Annotated in this window: 18 protein-coding genes; 8 read left to right on the top strand and 10 right to left on the bottom strand. The window is 58.1% G+C overall.

Annotation, left to right across the window (positions count from 1 at the left end; genetic code table 11):
- Positions 1 to 87 precede the first annotated feature (87 nt).
- Positions 88 to 399, top strand: a complete 312-nt coding sequence (locus L8H52_RS01545) for a type II toxin-antitoxin system MqsR family toxin (protein WP_242205093.1) — start codon at positions 88 to 90, stop codon at positions 397 to 399.
- Positions 396 to 884, top strand: coding sequence for a type II toxin-antitoxin system MqsA family antitoxin (locus tag L8H52_RS01540; RefSeq protein ID WP_242205095.1), 489 nt, complete (start codon positions 396 to 398; stop codon positions 882 to 884). The genes L8H52_RS01545 and L8H52_RS01540 overlap by 4 nt, the downstream gene beginning before the upstream one ends.
- Before the next feature lie 51 nt (positions 885 to 935).
- On the opposite strand, the gene L8H52_RS01535 is transcribed toward L8H52_RS01540, so the two are convergent.
- From L8H52_RS01535 to L8H52_RS01520, 4 genes are all read right to left on the bottom strand, one after another.
- On the bottom strand, positions 936 to 1,700 hold the full coding sequence (locus L8H52_RS01535; protein ID WP_008080191.1) for an amino acid ABC transporter ATP-binding protein: 765 nt from the start codon (positions 1,698 to 1,700) through the stop codon (positions 936 to 938).
- 11 nt (positions 1,701 to 1,711) lie between these two features.
- The gene (locus L8H52_RS01530; protein ID WP_242205097.1) at positions 1,712 to 2,806 is read right to left on the bottom strand and encodes an amino acid ABC transporter permease; all 1,095 of its coding nucleotides are present in this window, start codon (positions 2,804 to 2,806) and stop codon (positions 1,712 to 1,714) included.
- A 10-nt stretch (positions 2,807 to 2,816) separates the two neighbouring features.
- On the bottom strand, positions 2,817 to 3,998 hold the full coding sequence (locus tag L8H52_RS01525; protein ID WP_242205099.1) for an amino acid ABC transporter permease: 1,182 nt from the start codon (positions 3,996 to 3,998) through the stop codon (positions 2,817 to 2,819).
- A gap of 66 nt (positions 3,999 to 4,064) precedes the next feature.
- Positions 4,065 to 5,096, bottom strand: coding sequence for an amino acid ABC transporter substrate-binding protein (locus L8H52_RS01520; protein WP_007914328.1), 1,032 nt, complete (start codon positions 5,094 to 5,096; stop codon positions 4,065 to 4,067).
- Between the two features lie 467 nt (positions 5,097 to 5,563).
- Between L8H52_RS01520 and L8H52_RS01515 the strand changes: the two genes are divergently transcribed.
- The 5 genes from L8H52_RS01515 (at position 5,564) to L8H52_RS01495 (ending at position 10,880) form a co-directional block, all read left to right on the top strand.
- Complete coding sequence (locus L8H52_RS01515; RefSeq protein WP_242205101.1) at positions 5,564 to 6,220, top strand: alpha/beta fold hydrolase; 657 nt, start codon at positions 5,564 to 5,566, stop codon at positions 6,218 to 6,220.
- 97 nt (positions 6,221 to 6,317) lie between these two features.
- On the top strand, positions 6,318 to 7,796 hold the full coding sequence (gene rhlB / locus L8H52_RS01510) for an ATP-dependent RNA helicase RhlB (protein ID WP_242205103.1): 1,479 nt from the start codon (positions 6,318 to 6,320) through the stop codon (positions 7,794 to 7,796).
- Between the two features lie 137 nt (positions 7,797 to 7,933).
- Positions 7,934 to 8,884, top strand: a complete 951-nt coding sequence (locus L8H52_RS01505) for an ornithine cyclodeaminase family protein (protein WP_242205105.1) — start codon at positions 7,934 to 7,936, stop codon at positions 8,882 to 8,884.
- Between the two features lie 148 nt (positions 8,885 to 9,032).
- Positions 9,033 to 10,160 (top strand): FAD-binding oxidoreductase, encoded by a 1,128-nt coding sequence (locus tag L8H52_RS01500; protein WP_242205107.1) that lies wholly within the window; start codon positions 9,033 to 9,035, stop codon positions 10,158 to 10,160.
- A gap of 93 nt (positions 10,161 to 10,253) precedes the next feature.
- Positions 10,254 to 10,880, top strand: a complete 627-nt coding sequence (locus L8H52_RS01495) for a PAS domain-containing protein (protein ID WP_007914317.1) — start codon at positions 10,254 to 10,256, stop codon at positions 10,878 to 10,880.
- Positions 10,881 to 10,997: 117 nt separating this feature from the next.
- On the opposite strand, the gene L8H52_RS01490 is transcribed toward L8H52_RS01495, so the two are convergent.
- The 6 genes from L8H52_RS01490 to L8H52_RS01465 form a co-directional block, all read right to left on the bottom strand.
- Positions 10,998 to 11,774, bottom strand: coding sequence for an ABC transporter substrate-binding protein (locus L8H52_RS01490; protein WP_242205109.1), 777 nt, complete (start codon positions 11,772 to 11,774; stop codon positions 10,998 to 11,000).
- A 267-nt stretch (positions 11,775 to 12,041) separates the two neighbouring features.
- Positions 12,042 to 12,494, bottom strand: a complete 453-nt coding sequence (moaE, locus tag L8H52_RS01485) for a molybdopterin synthase catalytic subunit MoaE (protein ID WP_016771590.1) — start codon at positions 12,492 to 12,494, stop codon at positions 12,042 to 12,044.
- Between the two features lie 3 nt (positions 12,495 to 12,497).
- Positions 12,498 to 12,740 carry a molybdopterin converting factor subunit 1 gene (moaD, locus tag L8H52_RS01480; RefSeq protein WP_242205112.1) on the bottom strand — a complete coding sequence of 81 codons (243 nt, stop codon included), beginning with the start codon at positions 12,738 to 12,740 and terminating at the stop codon, positions 12,498 to 12,500.
- Positions 12,737 to 13,210 (bottom strand): cyclic pyranopterin monophosphate synthase MoaC, encoded by a 474-nt coding sequence (gene moaC, locus L8H52_RS01475; protein ID WP_242205114.1) that lies wholly within the window; start codon positions 13,208 to 13,210, stop codon positions 12,737 to 12,739. The genes moaD and moaC overlap by 4 nt, the downstream gene beginning before the upstream one ends.
- Before the next feature lie 238 nt (positions 13,211 to 13,448).
- Positions 13,449 to 14,843: a PhoH family protein gene (locus L8H52_RS01470; protein ID WP_016985016.1), complete on the bottom strand. Its 1,395-nt coding sequence runs from the start codon at positions 14,841 to 14,843 to the stop codon at positions 13,449 to 13,451.
- Between the two features lie 337 nt (positions 14,844 to 15,180).
- On the bottom strand, positions 15,181 to 16,305 hold the full coding sequence (locus L8H52_RS01465; RefSeq protein ID WP_242205115.1) for a polysaccharide deacetylase family protein: 1,125 nt from the start codon (positions 16,303 to 16,305) through the stop codon (positions 15,181 to 15,183).
- A 327-nt stretch (positions 16,306 to 16,632) separates the two neighbouring features.
- Between L8H52_RS01465 and yaaA the strand changes: the two genes are divergently transcribed.
- Positions 16,633 to 17,412, top strand: coding sequence for a peroxide stress protein YaaA (yaaA, locus tag L8H52_RS01460; protein WP_242205118.1), 780 nt, complete (start codon positions 16,633 to 16,635; stop codon positions 17,410 to 17,412).
- The last annotated feature ends 319 nt before the right edge of the window (positions 17,413 to 17,731 follow it).

Here is a 17,731-nt window from a genome sequence, read left to right as displayed (position 1 = left end):
GGTCAATCGGAGACACATGGAGCGGCATTTTCGATTGGTCAAAATTACCCTTTAAGGGTAATTTCAGGGACAGGGTTTTGGTTTCTTATGGAAAAGAACACACCCCATTACGAGCTGGCGGTGATCAAGGCTGAGGTGCGGCGGTTAGGTCAAAAAGCTTTCACCAAAGCTTCGGTCAAATCAGCTGAGAAGCTCGGCTTCAACCTTAGCGAAATGCTGGAGATCATTTTCGAGCTAAAAACCAGGATGCTGTACAAATCGATGACTACTTATGACGATCATCGAATCTGGCAAGACGTGTATCACATCAATTCACGAGACCAGGAGATTTACATCAAGGTGACCTACCGCCCCGGCGGCAGCCCACCGGTAATCTCCTTCAAGGAGAAAAACCCATGAAAACCCAGCAATGTGTCAGCTGCGGTGCACGTGAGGGAATGAGGCATTTCCAGGGTCGAGGAGAAACCCTGAGTGTCAAAGGCATGGAGCGCCGTGTAGACGATCTGTCTGGTTGGGAGTGCCAGAAGTGCGGTGAAGTGGAATGGGATTTCGACACCGACAGTGCACAGCGTTACTGTGACGCCGGTGACGAGTTGGTTCTCGCTGGCAGACAAATGATCGGCGCCGAGATGAAACGTATTCGGCGCAAATTGCACCTGACGCAAAAAGAGACGGTGCAACTGCTCTCTGGTGGCGGGCATAACGCATTCTCTCGCTACGAACGCGGCGAGTTACTTCCACCCAAAGCATTGGTGCTGCTGATGCGTCTATTGGATCGTCATCCCTATATGCTCGTCGATATCCAGACCTTGGCTGAAGGCGCAGACCTGCGAGGTTTCACGCACACCGTGCACAAGGAACACGAAACCCTCACCGTTTCCTGACCCAAAAAAACAAACCCGGCACAAGGCCGGGTTTGATTCACACACAAACCATCAATGCAAAATCTGACTCAAGAACAACTTCGTCCGCTCATTCTGCGGATTATCGAAGAAGTCATTCGGCGCCGCTTGCTCAACGATTTCACCCTTGTCCATGAAGATCACGCGGTTCGCAACGGTGCGGGCAAAGCCCATTTCGTGGGTCACGCAGAGCATGGTCATGCCGTCTTCAGCCAGACCGATCATGGTGTCGAGTACTTCCTTCACCATCTCCGGATCGAGCGCTGAAGTCGGTTCATCGAACAGCATGATTTTCGGTTTCATGCACAGCGCGCGAGCAATCGCCACACGCTGCTGTTGACCACCGGACAGTTGCCCCGGGAATTTGTGCGCCTGCTCCGGAATGCGTACGCGCTCCAGGTAATGCATGGCGATTTCCTCGGCCTTGCGCTTGGGCATCTTGCGTACCCACATCGGCGCCAGGGTGCAGTTCTGCAAAATGGTCAGGTGCGGGAACAGGTTGAAGTGCTGGAACACCATGCCGACTTCGCGGCGGATCGCTTCGATCTGCTTGAGGTCGTTGGTCAGTTCCACGCCGTCGACGACGATGCGGCCCTGCTGGTGTTCTTCCAGACGATTGAGGCAACGAATCGTCGTCGACTTACCGGAACCCGACGGCCCGCACAGGACGATACGCTCGCCCTGTTTGACGTTGAGGTTGATGTCTTTCAGCACGTGGAACTGGCCGTACCACTTGTTGACGCCCTGCATCTGAATAATGCCTTCAGGACCCACAGGCTTTTTGATTGCTTCACTCATTTACAGAACTCCTAACGCTTGTGGCCAGTGTCGAGCTTGCGTTCCAGATGCATGGAATAGCGCGACATACCAAAACAGAAAATCCAGAACACCAGGGCGGCGAACACGTAGCCTTCGGTGGCCATGCCCAGCCATTTCGGATCGGCAGCGGCTTGCTTGACGCTGTTGAGCAGGTCAAACAGGCCGATGATGATCACCAGACTGGTGTCCTTGAACAGCGCAATGAAGGTGTTGACGATGCCGGGGATCACCAGCTTCAGGGCTTGCGGCAGGATCACCAGGCCCATCGAACGCCAGTAACCGAGACCCATCGCTGCAGCCGCTTCGTACTGACCTTTGGGGATCGCTTGCAGACCGCCGCGCACCACTTCAGCCACATAGGCCGACTGGAACAGGATCACGCCGATCAGCGCCCGCAGCAGCTTGTCGAAGTTCATGCCTTCGGGCAGGAACAGCGGCAGCATCACCGAGGACATGAACAGCACCGTGATCAACGGCACGCCGCGCCAGAATTCGATGAAGGTCACGCAGACCACACGAATCGCCGGCATGTTCGAACGACGGCCCAGCGCCAGCACAATCCCCAGTGGCAACGCACCGGCGATACCGACGGTGGCAATCACCAGGGTCAGCATCAGGCCGCCCCATTGGCTGGTCGCCACATTGGTCAGGCCGAAACCGCCGTGCAGCAGGGTGAAGGCAATGATCGGGTACAGCACCAGAAAGCTCAGCCCGTAGATCGCTTTATGCGGTACGCGGGAGATGAACAAAGGCGCCGCGCCGATCACCGCCAGCCACACAGTCAGGTCCACGCGCCAGCGCAACTCCGTCGGGTAGTAGCCGTACATGAACTGGCCGAAACGCTGCTGAATGAACACCCAGCAGGCGCCGTCCTTGGTGCAATCGGCGCGGGTGGTGCCGACCCAGTTGGCATCAATGATTGCCCAACTGAGGATCGGTGGCACCACGAGGTAGATCAGGTAGAACGCAAACAGCGTCAGCAGGGTATTGAGCCAGCTGGAGAACATGTTCGCGCGCATCCACGCCACCACGCCGATGCTACTGTTCGGTGGGGGCATGTCGGGTTTGAAAGTATGAGTACTCATGCGCTTTTCCTTACCGCTCGATCAGCGCAATGCGCTTGTTGTACCAGTTCATCAGCAGGGAAATGCTGATACTGATCGCCAGGTACACGCTCATGGTGATGGCAATCACTTCGATCGCCTGACCGGTCTGGTTGAGCACGGTGCCGGCAAACAGCGACACCATTTCCGGGTAACCGATACCGGCCGCCAGCGAAGAGTTTTTCGCCAGGTTGAGGTATTGGCTGGTCAGCGGCGGAATGATCACGCGCAGGGCTTGCGGAATGATCACCTTGCGCAGGGTCGGGCCGTTGCGCAGGCCGAGCGAACGCGCCGCTTCAGTCTGGCCGTGGCTAACCGACTTGATACCCGAGCGCACGATCTCGGCGATGAACGCCGCGGTGTACACGGTCAACGCCAGGGTCAAGGCAAGCAGTTCCGGGATCAGCACCCAGCCGCCAACAAAGTTAAAGCCCTGCAGCTTGGGCATTTCCCAGTGCAGCGGAGCGCCGAAGATCAGTGCGCACAACGCCGGGATCACCAGCAGAATCGCCAGGCCCACCCAGAACTTGTGGAAAGGAACGCCGGTTGCTTCGAAGCGCTTGTTGGCCCAGCGGCACATCAGCACGATGCCGACAATGGCCACCACGACGCTGATCACGAACGCCCAGAAACCGTCGGCAGCCAGTGCGGCCGGCATGTTCAGGCCACGGCTGCTGACGAAAAAGGTGTCGCCGAAGTTATGGCTGTTGCGCGGTCCCGGCATGGTCAGGAATACCGCGAAGTACCAGAATAGGATTTGCAGCAGCGGCGGAATGTTGCGGAACACCTCCACATATACAGTCGCCAGTTTGCTGATGATCCAGTTCTGCGACAGCCGCGCCACACCGATGATGAAACCGAGGATCGTCGCCAGAATCACGCCGATCACGGTCACCAACAGGGTATTGAGCAGACCGATGACAAAGACGCGGGCATAGCTGTCCGCTTCTGTGTAGTCGATCAGGTGTTGAGCGATGCCGAACCCGGCACTGCGCTCCAGAAAGCCGAAACCGGAGGTAATGCCCCGGTGCTGAAGGTTGGTTTGCGTGTTGTCGAACAAGTACCAGCCCAGCGAGACCACCGCCACAACGGTGATGATCTGGAATAGCCACGCACGCACTCGTGGATCGCTGAGGCTAAACCTCTGCTTAGGTGCGCCGATTGAATTTTGCATGAAGTGCCCCGCAAAAAATGGAACAAGAACATCACCCGGCGGTTGGCCCGCCGGGTGATAGAACCATTAGCGCACTGGTGGTGCGTACTGAATGCCGCCGTTATTCCACAGGGCGTTCAAGCCGCGGTCGATTTCCAGCGGAGTGCTCTTGCCGAGGTTTTTCTCGAAGATTTCGCCGTAGTTGCCGACTTGTTTGACGATCTGCACAACCCAGTCTTTCGGCAGTTTCAGGTCTTTGCCGTACTCGCCGTCAGCGCCGAGCATACGGGCGACGTCCGGGTTCTTGGTCGACTTGGCTTCAGCTTCGACGTTCTTCGAAGTGATGCCGGCTTCTTCGGTGTTGAGCAGCGCGTAGCCAACCCAACGCACGATGGCCAGCCACTCGTCGTCGCCATTACGTACGACTGGGCCCAGAGGCTCTTTGGAAATGGTTTCCGGCAGAACCACGTAGTCCTTCGGCGAGGCCAGCTTGCTGCGCTGGGCGAACAACTGGGACTTGTCGGAGGTCAGCACGTCGCAACGACCGGATTCCAGCGACTTGGCGCTTTCATCGGAGGTGTCGAAAGTGATCGGGGTGTACTTCAGACCGTTGCCACGGAAGTAGTCGGAAACGTTCAGCTCGGTGGTGGTACCGGCCTGGATGCAGATGGTTGCACCGTCGAGCTCTTTGGCACTCTTCACGCCCAGCTTGTTGTTTACCAGGAAGCCGATGCCGTCGTAGTAGGTAATGAAGCCCGGGAATTTCAGGCCCATGCCCGCGTCACGCGAACTGGTCATGGTGGTGTTGCGCGACAGGATGTCGATCTCGCCCGATTGCAGCGCGGTGAAGCGCTCCTTGGCGTTCAACTGACTGAACTTGACCTTGGTCGCGTCGCCGAATACGGCAGCGGCCACAGCGCGGCAGACGTCAGCGTCGATCCCGAGGATCTTGCCGGTAGCGTCCGGAACCGAGAAGCCCGGCAGACCGTCGCTTACGCCACACTGCACGAAACCTTTCTTCTGCACCGCATCCAGGGTTGCACCCGCCTGAGCGAACCCGCTGACGCCGAGAACTGTTGCTGCAGTCACGATCGCCAGAGTGGATTTCAACATCTTCATTCAAACCTCCAGTTTTGCTCTTGTTGTGTCGGAGCTTGAGTCCAGTCGCACCCTTTTGAGGCGTTGTTGACCCGTGTTGGCTTTTTTTGGGGTCAACCGACGTAAGACCTTCGCTATGAGTCTAGTAGGAGAAAATCCACATCATGGACAACTCACTTCTCACCAATCGGCCGAACGGGCTGTAGCCCTTTCACGTTCGCTGCGCCCGTAGCGGCCATTGGCGAACATCCATCACCGGATTCTTTGCAATCCCGTCGCAGGTCGTACACTGATAGTGTTACCGCCCACGCGAGATCGGTTGCACGGTTCAAGCCATAGCAAAGCCCGTACCACACCGCTCGCCGAATCGATTCGGCGACAGGTCAATAGCAAAACTTGTACCCTTGCGACATCTTCTTAACGGATCAACCGGGCGCGCACTCCAATCACGCACTTAATGAGAGCGCCCGCACATTTTTGGAGCAGACATGACCGAGCCCTTGATTCTTCAGCCTGTTAAGCCCGCAGACGCCTGCGTGATCTGGCTGCACGGCCTCGGCGCCGACCGCTACGATTTCCTGCCGGTGGCTGAAGCGTTGCAGGAAAGCCTGTTGAGCACGCGCTTCGTGCTGCCGCAGGCGCCGACTCGTCCAGTGACGATAAATGGCGGATATGCCATGCCGAGCTGGTACGACATTAAAGCCATGAGCCCGGCGCGGGCGATCGATCGTGATGAGCTGGAAGCATCGTCGGATCGCATCATCGAATTGATCGAAAACGAGCGCGCCAGCGGAATAGACGCCTCGCGGATTTTCCTCGCCGGTTTTTCCCAGGGTGGCGCCGTGGTGTTGCACAGCGCATTTGTGAAATGGCAGGGGCCGCTGGGTGGTGTGCTGGCGTTGTCGACGTATGCGCCGACCTTCACTGATGAGATGGAGCTTTCAGCCAGTCAGCAGCGGATTCCCGCGCTATGCCTGCACGGTCAGTTCGATGGCGTCGTGCAGAACTCGATGGGCCGCAGTGCCTACGAGCATTTGGTGAAGCATGGTGTCACCGTGACATGGCAGGAATACCCAATGGAGCACGAAGTGTTACCCGAGGAGATTCGCGACATCGATGTCTGGTTGAGTGAGCGTTTGCGCTAAGCGTCGAGATTAAAATCGCCCTTTGATCCCTCCCCCTACGCCGCGCCCGTTTCTTGCATTACACTGGCCGGCGTACATTCCTTAACCAATTGATGAGATGACCGTGCTCAAAGCACTCAAGAAGATGTTCGGTAAAAGCGAGGCTGAGCAGCTCGCGCCAGTTCCCAGTGCGCCGTCGCACGCCCCCGGTCATCGCACCGATGCCCCACAGGCCGACCGCCCCGCTCCCGTAGCGGCACCGAAACAGCAACCGAAACCCGCACCGGCCGAGCCAATCGCCGCTGAGCCTGCGCAGAGCGAAGCGCCGAAACCGGCCAAACCTCGCCGCGAACCGAAGCCCAAGGCACCGGTCATTCCATGGAAACTCGAAGACTTCGTCGTCGAGCCACAGGAAGGCAAAACCCGCTTCCACGATTTCAAGCTGTCGCCAGAACTGATGCACGCCATTCAGGATCTGGGCTTCCCGTATTGCACGCCGATCCAGGCGCAGGTGCTGGGCTTCACCCTCGCCGGCAAAGACGCCATTGGCCGCGCACAGACCGGTACCGGTAAAACCGCCGCGTTCCTGATCTCGATCATCACTCAATTGCTGCAAACGCCGCCGCCGAAAGAACGTTACATGGGCGAACCCCGTGCGCTGATCATCGCGCCGACCCGTGAACTGGTGGTGCAGATCGCCAAGGACGCCGCTGACCTGACCAAGTACACCGGCCTCAACGTCATGACGTTTGTTGGCGGTATGGACTTCGACAAGCAGCTCAAGCACCTCGAAGCGCGCCACTGCGACATTCTTGTGGCGACCCCGGGCCGCCTGCTCGACTTCAACCAGCGCGGCGATGTGCACCTGGACATGGTCGAAGTGATGGTGCTGGACGAAGCCGACCGCATGCTCGACATGGGTTTCATCCCGCAAGTGCGCCAGATCATCCGCCAGACCCCACCGAAGTCCGAGCGTCAGACCCTGCTGTTTTCCGCGACCTTCACCGAAGACGTGATGAACCTCGCCAAGCAGTGGACCACCGACCCGTCGATCGTCGAGATCGAGTCGCAGAACGTGGCCAACGAAAACGTCGAGCAGCACATCTATGCGGTCGCCGGTGCCGACAAATACAAACTGCTCTACAACTTGGTCAACGATAACGGCTGGGAACGCGTGATCGTGTTTGCCAACCGCAAAGACGAAGTGCGTCGTATCGAAGAGCGTTTGGTGCGTGACGGCATCAACGCTGCGCAATTGTCTGGTGATGTGCCGCAACACAAGCGCATCAAGACGCTGGAAGGTTTCCGCGAAGGCAAGATTCGTGTACTGGTCGCCACCGATGTCGCCGGTCGTGGTATCCACATCGACGGCATCAGCCACGTGATCAACTTCACCCTGCCGGAAGTCCCGGACGACTACGTGCACCGCATCGGCCGTACCGGTCGCGCTGGCGCCGATGGCGTATCGATCAGCTTCGCCGGTGAAGACGACTCCTATCAGTTGCCGTCCATCGAAGAGAAGCTCGGTCGCAAGATCAGCTGTGAAACGCCGCCGACGCACTTGCTGCGTGCGGTTGAGCGCAAGCGTCCGCAATAAGCGACGTCTAAAAGAAAAGCGCAGCCGGCAACGGACTGCGCTTTTTTTTCGCGCGGATTTTCATCAGGTGCTTGCCCGGCAAAACTAAAAGTCCATAATGGACAAATAAGTTTATGTTTGCATTTTCGGAGCCTGACATGTCCAGTACGCCCTACGTGATCGACCAGCATCAGGCCCGCGAGCTGCTGGCGCGCATCGATGTACCGCAGATATTGCGCAAGCTGTTTCGCGACCTCGCCGCCGGGAACGCCGTGCAGCCGGCGCAGCAACTGGTGGAGTTCCCGCAGGGTGCCGGCGACTTCATCAACTACTTGGGCGTATTGGCTGAAGACGGCGTGTACGGTGTGAAGACCTCGCCCTACATCGTTCGTGAGCAAGGCCCGCTGGTGACGGCGTGGACGCTGTTGATGTCGATGAAAACCGGTCAACCGCTGCTGCTCTGTGATGCCGCTGAACTGACCACCGCGCGTACTGCCGCAACCACGGCCGTAGCGGTCGACGCCCTCGCACCGTTGAATGCCACGCGACTGGCAATCATCGGCAGCGGCAAGGTTGCGCAGGCGCATCTGCATTACGTGAAGTCGCTGCGTGACTGGCAGAGCATCAGCCTGTATTCGCCAAGTTTGTCCGCCGACGCGCAAACTCAATCACTGTTGAAAGCCATTACGCCCAATCTGAAGATCGCTGACAGCCGCGAAGCCGCCATTGCCGAAGCTGATGTGATCATGCTCTGCACCTCGTCAGCCGGGCCGGTGATCGATCCGGCCGCGTTGAGCAAACCGGCGCTGATCACCTCGATCAGCACCAATGCCCCCCGCGCCCACGAAGTCCCGCCGCAGAGTCTTAACGACATGCAGGTGTTCTGCGACTATCGTCTGACCACGCCGGGCTCGGCGGGTGAGATGTTGATTGCCAGTGAACAATATGGCTGGAGCAAGGATTCCATTGTCGGTGACCTCGCCGATCTGCTCAGCGAAAAAGTGCAGCGCCCGGGTTACGCCCGTCACGTGTTTTTCCGCTCAATCGGCCTGGGCCTGGAAGACATCGCCCTGGCCAATGCGGTTTATCTACTCCATCACCAGAATTAAGCCTGATGCAATCCTTGTGGGAGCGAGCTTGCTCGCGAATGCGGTCTGACATTCACCGAATGTGTTAACTGATAGATCGCTTTCGCGAGCAAGCTCGCTCCCACAGGGATTGCGTGTATTTTCATATTTCGAGCATCAGGAGACCTTCATGAGCCAGGCAGATTTCATCATCATAGGCGGCGGGATTGCCGGCGCTTCCACCGGTTTCTGGCTGTCGCCGCACGCCAAAGTCATCGTGCTCGAGCGTGAATCGCACCCGGCCTATCACTCCACCGGCCGCTCCGCCGCGCTGTTCACTGCTGCGTACGGCACACCGCAAGTGCGTGCACTGACCCAAGCGAGCCGCGATTTTTTCGATCATCCCCCCGCCGGTTTCTGCGAACACCCGCTGCTGACCCCACGCGGCGAAATGACCGTAGATTTCACCGGCGACGCCGCCGAACTCAGCAACCAATACCTCAGCGCCAAAGCCACAGTTCCTGAGATGCAACTGCTCAGCGCCGACGAAGCTTGCGCGCGACTGCCGATTTTGCGTCGGGAAAAAGTCCATGGTGCGATCTACGATCCGAGCGCCAGCGACATCGACACCGACGCCTTGCATCAGGGCTACCTGCGCGGCATTCGTCGCAATAACGGTGAAGTCCATACCGATTGCGAAGTGCTCAGCCTCAACCGCGATGCCAACGGCCTCTGGCAGGTGCAAACCAACGGCCAGACTTTCAGTGCGCCGGTGATCATCAACGCCGCCGGCGCCTGGGCCGACAAGATCGGCGCGTTGGCCGGCGCCAAGCCGCTGGGCCTGCAACCGAAACGCCGCGCAGCATTCATCTTCGCCGGCCCCGAAGGCGTCGACATTCATCACTGGCCGATGCTGGTCAGCCTCGACGAATCCTTCTATATGAAGCCCGACGCCGGCATGTTCCTCGGCTCGCCAGCCAACGCCGACCCGGTCGAGCCTCACGACGTGCAGCCGGAAGAACTCGACATCGCCATGGGCATTTACCAGATTGAAGAAGCCACCACGCTGACCATCCGCCGCCCGACCCGCACCTGGGCCGGCCTGCGCAGTTTCGTTGCCGACGGTGATCTGCTCAGCGGTTTCGATCCGCAGGTGCCGGGCCTGTTCTGGGTCGCCGCGCAAGGTGGCTACGGCATCCAGACTTCGCCAGCGATGGGCCAGGCCAGCGCGGCGTTGGTACGCGGCGAGCCGTTGCCCGAGCATTTGCATGACTTCGGCCTGAGCAGCGCCATGCTCTCGCCTGCCCGCCTCGCCTGATCGTCCATCCGGATGACGCGCCCAGCGGATTGCGGCACACTCGCAGCGCCTCCTGATCACGGGGGCGTTGACGCTGCCTGGAGCTCCACTGTCATGACTGCCCCTGAATTCGACCCGGCGCTGGATAACTTCCGCGCCATCGCCGATGCCATCGCCACACTGTTCTTTCCGCACGCCGAAGTGGTGCTGCATGACCTGCGCACACAGAAGGTCGATTACATCGCCAACAACCTGTCCAAACGCGAAATCGGCGACGACTCGTCACTGGAAGACATGCTCAGCGAGGATGTCAGCGACAGGAACATCGGTCCGTACGAAAAGCTCAATTGGGACGGCCAGAAGATTCGCAGCCTGAGCAGCGTCCTGCGCGACAGCGAAGGTCTGCCGCTGGCGGTGCTGTGCATCAACTTGAACATTTCGCTGTTCGAGAACGCCAAGGCTGCGCTGGATCTGTTCCTCTCACCGAGCAAACTGATCCCGCAACCGGACTCACTGTTTCGCGATGACTGGCAGGAACGCATCAACACCTTCCTCCACGCCTGGCTGCGCGAGCGGCAACTGAGCCTGAACGTGCTGACCCGCGATCACAAGCGTGAGCTGGTGCTGGCGCTGCACGCCGAGGGCGCGTTCAAGGGCAAGAGCGCCTCGAACTATGTGGCCAATGTGCTGAACATGGGACGGGCGACGGTGTACAAGCATTTGAAGGAATTGAAGGGCTGAAGATCCAGGAGCTGTATTGCCTGGAATGACCTCTTCGCGAGCAGGCTCGCTCCCACATTGGACCTGTGGCGTTCACAAATCCCCTGTGGGAGCGAGCCTGCTCGCGAAAGCGGTAGATCAGTCGCCGTAAATGTCGGACTTGAAATACTTCTCGGAAATCTTCTGATATTCGCCATTCGCGCGAATGCCATCAATCGCGCCATTCAACTGGCTGACCAACTCGGCATTACCCTTGCGCACCGCAATCCCCGCACCCTCGCCCACGTATTTCGGATCCTTCAACTCAGGCCCGACGAACGCATAACCCTTGCCACGCGGCATCGACAGAAAGTCATTCAACGGAATGGTGTCGGCAAAAATCGCATCAAGACGCCCCGCCGCCAGATCCATGTAGATCTCTTCGTTGTTGCTATAGCGCTTGACGTTGATGCCCTTCGGCTCGAACACCTCGGTGGCGTAACGATCAGTGGTCGTTGCGCGCTGCACGCCGACGTTCTTGCCCTTGAGGCTGGCGTACTGATCATCAACCGTGGCGCCTTCCTTCATCACCAGTCGCGACGAAGTGAAGTAGTACTTGTGGGTGAAATCCACCGACTTCTTGCGGTCTTCGTTGATGGTCATCGATGACAGCGCCATGTCGATTTTCTTCACCTTCAGCGAAGGGATCAGACCATCGAACTCACCTTCGACCCACACGCACTTGACCTTCATCTGCGCGCACAGGGCGTTGCCGATGTCGTAGTCGAAACCGACGATTTCGCCCTTGTCGGTTTTCGAGGCGAATGGTGGGTAAGCGGCTTCAATGCCGATGCGCAGGGTTTGTTCGGCGGCGAACGCGCTGGCGCAGGCCAACAGGCTGAGGGTCAGACCGGTGATGAGGGGGAGTTTCTTCATGTTCGTTCTCTCGCGGGTTGTTGTTGGTTTGGCGGGAAAGAGCTGAAACGGAGGGAGATTCTTTTTTGTACTTATAAATCCATATTGGACTTATACGTACAAACCGTCAATCGGGCAGAGAGGCAAGATTGTGGTGATTCAGATGACGCTTTCGCGAGCAGGCTCGCTCCCACAGGGGATCTGCAGCGAACACAGTATCTGCGTTCATGGAGATCCAATGTGGGAGCGAGCCTGCTCGCGAAGGCTTACTGAAGGATGCTACAGGAATTACTTCTTCCAGCGATCCGCAGCGGCATGATCACTGTCCCGCCCTTCAACCCAACGCGGCCCGTCACTGGTGTTTTCCTTCTTCCAGAACGGCGCACGGGTTTTCAGATAGTCCATGACGAACGCGCAGGCATCGAATGCGGCCTGGCGATGGGCACTGGCGGCGCCGACGAAGACGATCGGCTCGCCCGGTTCCAGCGCGCCGATGCGGTGCAACACTTCCAGCTTCAACAGCGGCCAGCGCTGTTCGGCTTCAACGGCGATTTTGCCGAGGGCTTTTTCGGTCATGCCTGGGTAGTGTTCAAGAAACATCCCGGCCACATCCAGCCCATCGTTGAAGTCGCGCACGTAGCCGACAAAACTCACCACTGCGCCGACGCCGACATTAGCCGCGTGCATCGCGTTGACTTCAGCGCCAGGGTCGAACGGCGTGGCCTGCACGCGAATCGCCATGGCTCAGCCCCCGGTCACGGTGGGGAAAAACGCCACTTCGTCGCCATCGACCACTGGCTCCTCGAGCTGGCAGAGGTCTTCGTTGCGCGCACACATCAGGTTCTGCTCGCTCAGCACTTCGGCACCATCGCGCTGTGCCAACAATGCCCGCACGTCATCGACGGTGGCGAAATCGCCCTCAACCTTTACCGAATCCACGCCCAGGGCTTCGCGGTACCGGGCAAAAAACTTCACGGTCAGGTTCATGGCTGCCCCGCTTGAAAGTGCCCGCTCTTGCCGCCGACCTTCTCCAGCAGGCGTACGCTTTCGATAGTCATGCCGCGATCAACGGCTTTGCACATGTCGTAGATGGTCAGCGCGGCAACGCTGGCGGCAGTCAGCGCTTCCATCTCGACCCCGGTCTGCCCGGACAACTTGCAGCGGGCGACGATGCGCACGGTGTCTTCGCCATCAGCACTGAGTTCGACTTTGACGCCGGTGAGCATCAGCGGGTGGCACAGGGGTATCAGATCACTGGTTTTCTTCGCCGCTTGAATGCCGGCAATGCGCGCCACAGCGAACACGTCACCCTTGGGATGGCCGCCGCTGACGATCATCTGCAGCGTTTCGGGGAGCATGCGCACCAGCGCTTGGGCCGTCGCTTCACGGAACGTCACGGCTTTTTCGGTGACGTCGACCATGTTGGCGCGACCTTGGGAATCGAGATGAGTCAGCACGGGATTACTCCTGATCAGGAGCGTGGATTGTAAACCTGCGGGTCAAATTTCCGCATCACTGATTATGAATTCACCGTTGCCCCCTGTGGGAGCGAGCCTGCTCGCGAAAACGGATTCAGATCCACTATAAATGTCGACTGATACACCGTATTCGCGAGCAGGCTCGCTCCCACAGGGGATATGCATTTATCCATAAAAAACCGGGCGGCTGTTGGGCCGCCCGGTTTTGGGTGAAAGGTTACAAATGGGTTTCAGCGTATTCGGCCAGAATCGAGCGAGGCACCCCTTGCAGGGTGATGTGCACACCGTTGGGGAAGTCCTTGAAGCGTTCGGTCAGGTACGTCAGCCCGGAGCTGGTCGCGGACAGGTAAGGGGTGTCGATCTGTGCCAGGTTGCCCAGGCACACCACTTTCGAACCGGCGCCGGCACGGGTGATGATGGTTTTCATCTGGTGCGGCGTGAGGTTCTGGCATTCGTCGATCAGGATCAGGCTCTGCTGGAAGCTGCGACCGCGAATGTAGTTGAGCGATTTGAACTGCAACGGCACTTTGCTAAGGATGTAGTCGACGCTGCCATGGGTGTTTTCGTCATCCATGTGCAAGGCTTCGAGGTTGTCGGTGATGGCGCCCAGCCAAGGCTCCATTTTTTCCGCTTCGGTGCCGGGCAGGAAGCCGATTTCCTGGTCCAGGCCCTGCACGCTGCGAGTGGCGATGATACGGCGATAACGTTTGCTGACCATGGTCTGCTCGATCGCAGCGGCCAGCGCCAGAATGGTTTTACCGGAACCGGCGGCACCCGACAGGTTGACTAGGTGAATGTCCGGATCCAGCAGCGCGTACAGCGCCAGACTCTGATAAATGTCGCGAGGCTTGAGACCCCAGGCTTCTTGATGCAGCAGCGGCTCCTGGTGCAAGTCGAGGATCAGCAGTTTGGCTTCATCAATCTCCTTGATCCAGCCGACAAAGCCCTGTTCATCAATGATGAACTCGTTGATGTGTACCGCCGGCAGGTTGTCGATCAGTTGCACTTGATGCCAGGTGCGGCCGTGATCCTGACGGGTATCGACCTTGCTCACGCGGTCCCAGAAAGAGCCGGTCATGTTGTGGTAGCCGTTGGGCAGCAGGGACACGTCATCGACCAGTTGGTCGGTGCTGTAATCCTCGGCATCAATGCCGCAGGCGCGCGCCTTGAGGCGCATATTGATGTCTTTGGTGACCAGCACCACCGGTTTTTTCGGGTCGCGGGTGTGCAGGTCGATCAACTGGTTGATGATTTTGTTGTCGTTCAGATGCTCGGGCAGAATCAGGTTCGATTCAGCCTGCTTGCTCATCAGAATTGACAGCAAGCCCTTCGGCCCGCCCTTGCCGCGCTGGATCGGCACACCCAGTTCGACGTCTTCGGGGGAAGCATCGCCCAGGGTCTTGTCGATCAGCCGGATGGCCTGACGGCATTCGGCGGCCACGCTGTGATGCCCGCTCTTGAGCTTGTCCAGCTCTTCAAGCACGGTCATCGGGATCGCGACGTGGTGTTCTTCGAAATTCAGCAGGGCGTTTGGATCGTGAATCAATACGTTGGTATCGAGTACATAAAGGATTGGCTGGTTGGAGGAAGGGCTACGTCCGTGATCATCCATACTCGGTCACCTTTGTCAGAGCCAGTAGACGCAATACCTGGACGGTGCTGCGCCTCGAAGTGACTGCCGAAATCTCACCTGCGGAGATTCAAGTGACTGCAAACAAACGGGTCTTGGAAGACGCCACCTGTGTTGCAGGTTTCGGCGGTCTGTCTTCGTAATACTCCAAAACCGATGACATAAAAAAGTACTTTGACGGTTTTTTTAAGTTTATTTTGCAAAGTGACGAAAAGCCCTTGGCGGACTTCCCGGACACCGTTAGAGTCGGAAGTCCACCTGCATTAAATCCTCTGAAAAAATCGCCCCAAGCCCAATGTTTCCGGGCTTCTGCCGTTTCTCAGCGAAACGCGTCCTGACAGTCCTCCCAACCGATACCGCTTTGCGCCGTTTGCGTGAGCAGCCACGGCATCGAGGTCTTAACCGCGTCCTGCTTGACGTTGAAATTGATCACCCCGTGGCGCCACAACAACATCAAGGTCAGCACCCGTTGCGCGCTCGCTGCACCCTTAAGCTTGCCGGCACCGTCCTGGGCATCGATGTCCCACAGCGCCACTTGCAGGCCCTGGCTGTTGAAGAAGTCTTGCGCGTCATTGCGGCGCTGGCCATCCGGCGGACGGAACAGCGGCACGTAGTTTTCCGGCAATTTGTTCCTGACCAGATCGGCACTGCGCCGCACCGAATCCTGCCAGTCCTGCCAGTGGCTGTGGGAACGGAACTCCCAACCCTGCACGCCCACGCACATTTGCGAGAACGCTGCTTGCAGGCTGCTCACCGAACGCTCGGCCAGCCGCGCCTGAATATCCTTACCCAAGACGAAAAACGTAGCGCTCAGGTTCGACTTGCGCAGGTACTCGGCCAGCCAGCCGGTATTGTCCGGTTGCGCATTGGCGGCGCTGTCGAAGGTCAGCAGAAACAGCCGGTCGTGCATCTCGTCACCGTTGCGCTCGTAGTCGCCGAAACGATCGAATTCGTTGCTGGTCTGCGGCGATAACGCAGCCTTGCGCATCAGCTCGTCGAGATACTGCAAATGGAAGATCCGGCTCGGCTCGGCCCACTTGGTGTAATAGCTGTCGTCACTGACCACGAACTTGGCGGCCTGCTCGCGCAGAGTCGGCAGGTCTTCGACGAGGAAGCAGAACGACGCATCCTGATCGCAGCTTTGCTGGGCGTAGTTGTAGTTGGCCAACAGGCGCTGCCAGAGGCGTTGGCGCAGACCGTTGACCGCGTCGATATTGACCGTGCGCAAGCCCAGACGCTGAGCCAGAGCGGCTTCGTCCATCGATTCGGTGCCGAGCAGGACACGGGCGAACATCAGGATTTCCGCCCGTGACGCCACGTCAAACAGGGTCGGATTGCTAAGCTGCTCCGGCCAGGTGCTGCGATCCAGTGTCGCCACATCGCCCGGCGCCGCAACGGCACCGACGCTCAACAGCCAGACGGTGAATAAAAGAACAATGCGCAAAAGGGATGTCTCCATAACAAAACCCGCGCGGCACTATAGCTGATGTGCAAGATTCAGGGACGCTGCCCTCACCCCAGCCCTCTCCCGGGGGGAGAGGGAGCCGATCTTCATGTTTTCAAACCTGAGTTCGACTGGATATCTCAGGTCGATGTATTGCTCGAGAACAACACGGTCGGTCCCCTCTCCCTCTGGGAGAGGGTTAGGGTGAGGGAAAAAATCCACCAACCGTCGCAAATGCCCGAGCTTCCTCACACCTATTACCCCCATAGCTGGAGTCAACACCGACAACCCCCTAGAATCGCCCCCACGATTAAAGGAGACGACTTCATGCTGATGGTGATTTCCCCCGCCAAGACCCTCGATTACGAAACACCGCCGGCGACCCAGCGCTTCACCCAGCCGCAATACCTCGACCACTCCCAGGAACTGATCCAGCAGTTGCGCGACCTGACGCCTGCGCAGATCAGCGAACTGATGCACGTGTCGGACAAGATCGGCGGGCTCAATGCCGCGCGCTTCGGCAGCTGGACGCCCGCGTTCACCCCGGAAAACGCCAAGCAGGCGCTGCTCGCGTTCAAGGGTGACGTTTATACCGGTCTCGACGCCCAGTCCTTCAGCGAAGCCAATTTCGATTACGCGCAGAAACACCTGCGCATGCTTTCCGGCCTCTACGGCCTGCTGCGTCCGCTGGACTTGATGCAACCGTATCGCCTGGAAATGGGCACAAAACTGGCCAATGCCCGTGGCAAGGACTTGTACGCCTTCTGGGGCACGCGCATCAGCGAATGGCTGAACGAAGCGCTGGCCGATCAGGGCGACGACGTGCTGCTTAACCTGGCGTCCAACGAGTACTTCTCGGCGGTCAAACGCACGGCTCTGAACGCGCGGATCATCAACACCGAGTTCAAGGACCAGAAGAACGGCCAGTACAAGATCATCAGCTTCTACGCGAAAAAGGCCCGTGGCTTGATGAGCCGTTTCGTGATCCAGGAAAAAATCAACGATCCGGCCCTGCTCAAACAATTCGATGTACAGGGTTATCGCTACAGCTCCGAGCAATCGAAACCCGACAATCTGGTATTTCTGCGCGACCACGCCCCCGAATAAAGCATGCCTATTGCACGACTCTTTCTATAAAGAGTCGTGCAGCCTGCACGCTGTCAAAAATCCCTCGCTTGATTTCGCCATTTTACTGGCGCCAAAAAAACATCCCTGTCTTTTCTAAGATTTGTTTCACTCGACACTGATCACTTTTTTCAGTAGTGGCACCTAAATTTTTTCACGGTAGTGGCACAAAACTATCTAACGTGATTATTCGCCTGTTAATAAAGGTCGAAAATGAAAGTGCTATCAAATTGCGATTAGTGCCATCTCCGACAATATTTCAAGAAATTTCAGATTTCGCGATGAGCGGACAGGAACTTCG

It is taken from the genome of Pseudomonas sp. CROZ-RG-20F-R04-15 (assembly GCF_022662375.1).
Lineage (GTDB): Bacteria > Pseudomonadota > Gammaproteobacteria > Pseudomonadales > Pseudomonadaceae > Aquipseudomonas.
Note: the sequence above shows the minus strand (reverse complement) of the source record. Positions and strands in the feature narration are given on the sequence as shown.

Coding starts and splice junctions, on each gene's coding strand:
- L8H52_RS01530 (WP_242205097.1), bottom strand. CDS start 2,806: ATGAGTACTCATACTTTCAAACCCGACATGCCCCCACCGAACAGTAGC.
- moaE (WP_016771590.1), bottom strand. CDS start 12,494: ATGGCGATTCGCGTGCAGGCCACGCCGTTCGACCCTGGCGCTGAAGTC.
- L8H52_RS01515 (WP_242205101.1), top strand. CDS start 5,564: ATGACCGAGCCCTTGATTCTTCAGCCTGTTAAGCCCGCAGACGCCTGC.
- L8H52_RS01540 (WP_242205095.1), top strand. CDS start 396: ATGAAAACCCAGCAATGTGTCAGCTGCGGTGCACGTGAGGGAATGAGG.
- L8H52_RS01520 (WP_007914328.1), bottom strand. CDS start 5,096: ATGAAGATGTTGAAATCCACTCTGGCGATCGTGACTGCAGCAACAGTT.
- L8H52_RS01535 (WP_008080191.1), bottom strand. CDS start 1,700: ATGAGTGAAGCAATCAAAAAGCCTGTGGGTCCTGAAGGCATTATTCAG.
- L8H52_RS01495 (WP_007914317.1), top strand. CDS start 10,254: ATGACTGCCCCTGAATTCGACCCGGCGCTGGATAACTTCCGCGCCATC.
- rhlB (WP_242205103.1), top strand. CDS start 6,318: ATGACCGTGCTCAAAGCACTCAAGAAGATGTTCGGTAAAAGCGAGGCT.
- L8H52_RS01470 (WP_016985016.1), bottom strand. CDS start 14,843: ATGGATGATCACGGACGTAGCCCTTCCTCCAACCAGCCAATCCTTTAT.
- yaaA (WP_242205118.1), top strand. CDS start 16,633: ATGCTGATGGTGATTTCCCCCGCCAAGACCCTCGATTACGAAACACCG.
- L8H52_RS01545 (WP_242205093.1), top strand. CDS start 88: ATGGAAAAGAACACACCCCATTACGAGCTGGCGGTGATCAAGGCTGAG.
- moaD (WP_242205112.1), bottom strand. CDS start 12,740: ATGAACCTGACCGTGAAGTTTTTTGCCCGGTACCGCGAAGCCCTGGGC.
- L8H52_RS01500 (WP_242205107.1), top strand. CDS start 9,033: ATGAGCCAGGCAGATTTCATCATCATAGGCGGCGGGATTGCCGGCGCT.
- L8H52_RS01525 (WP_242205099.1), bottom strand. CDS start 3,998: ATGCAAAATTCAATCGGCGCACCTAAGCAGAGGTTTAGCCTCAGCGAT.
- L8H52_RS01490 (WP_242205109.1), bottom strand. CDS start 11,774: ATGAAGAAACTCCCCCTCATCACCGGTCTGACCCTCAGCCTGTTGGCC.
- L8H52_RS01505 (WP_242205105.1), top strand. CDS start 7,934: ATGTCCAGTACGCCCTACGTGATCGACCAGCATCAGGCCCGCGAGCTG.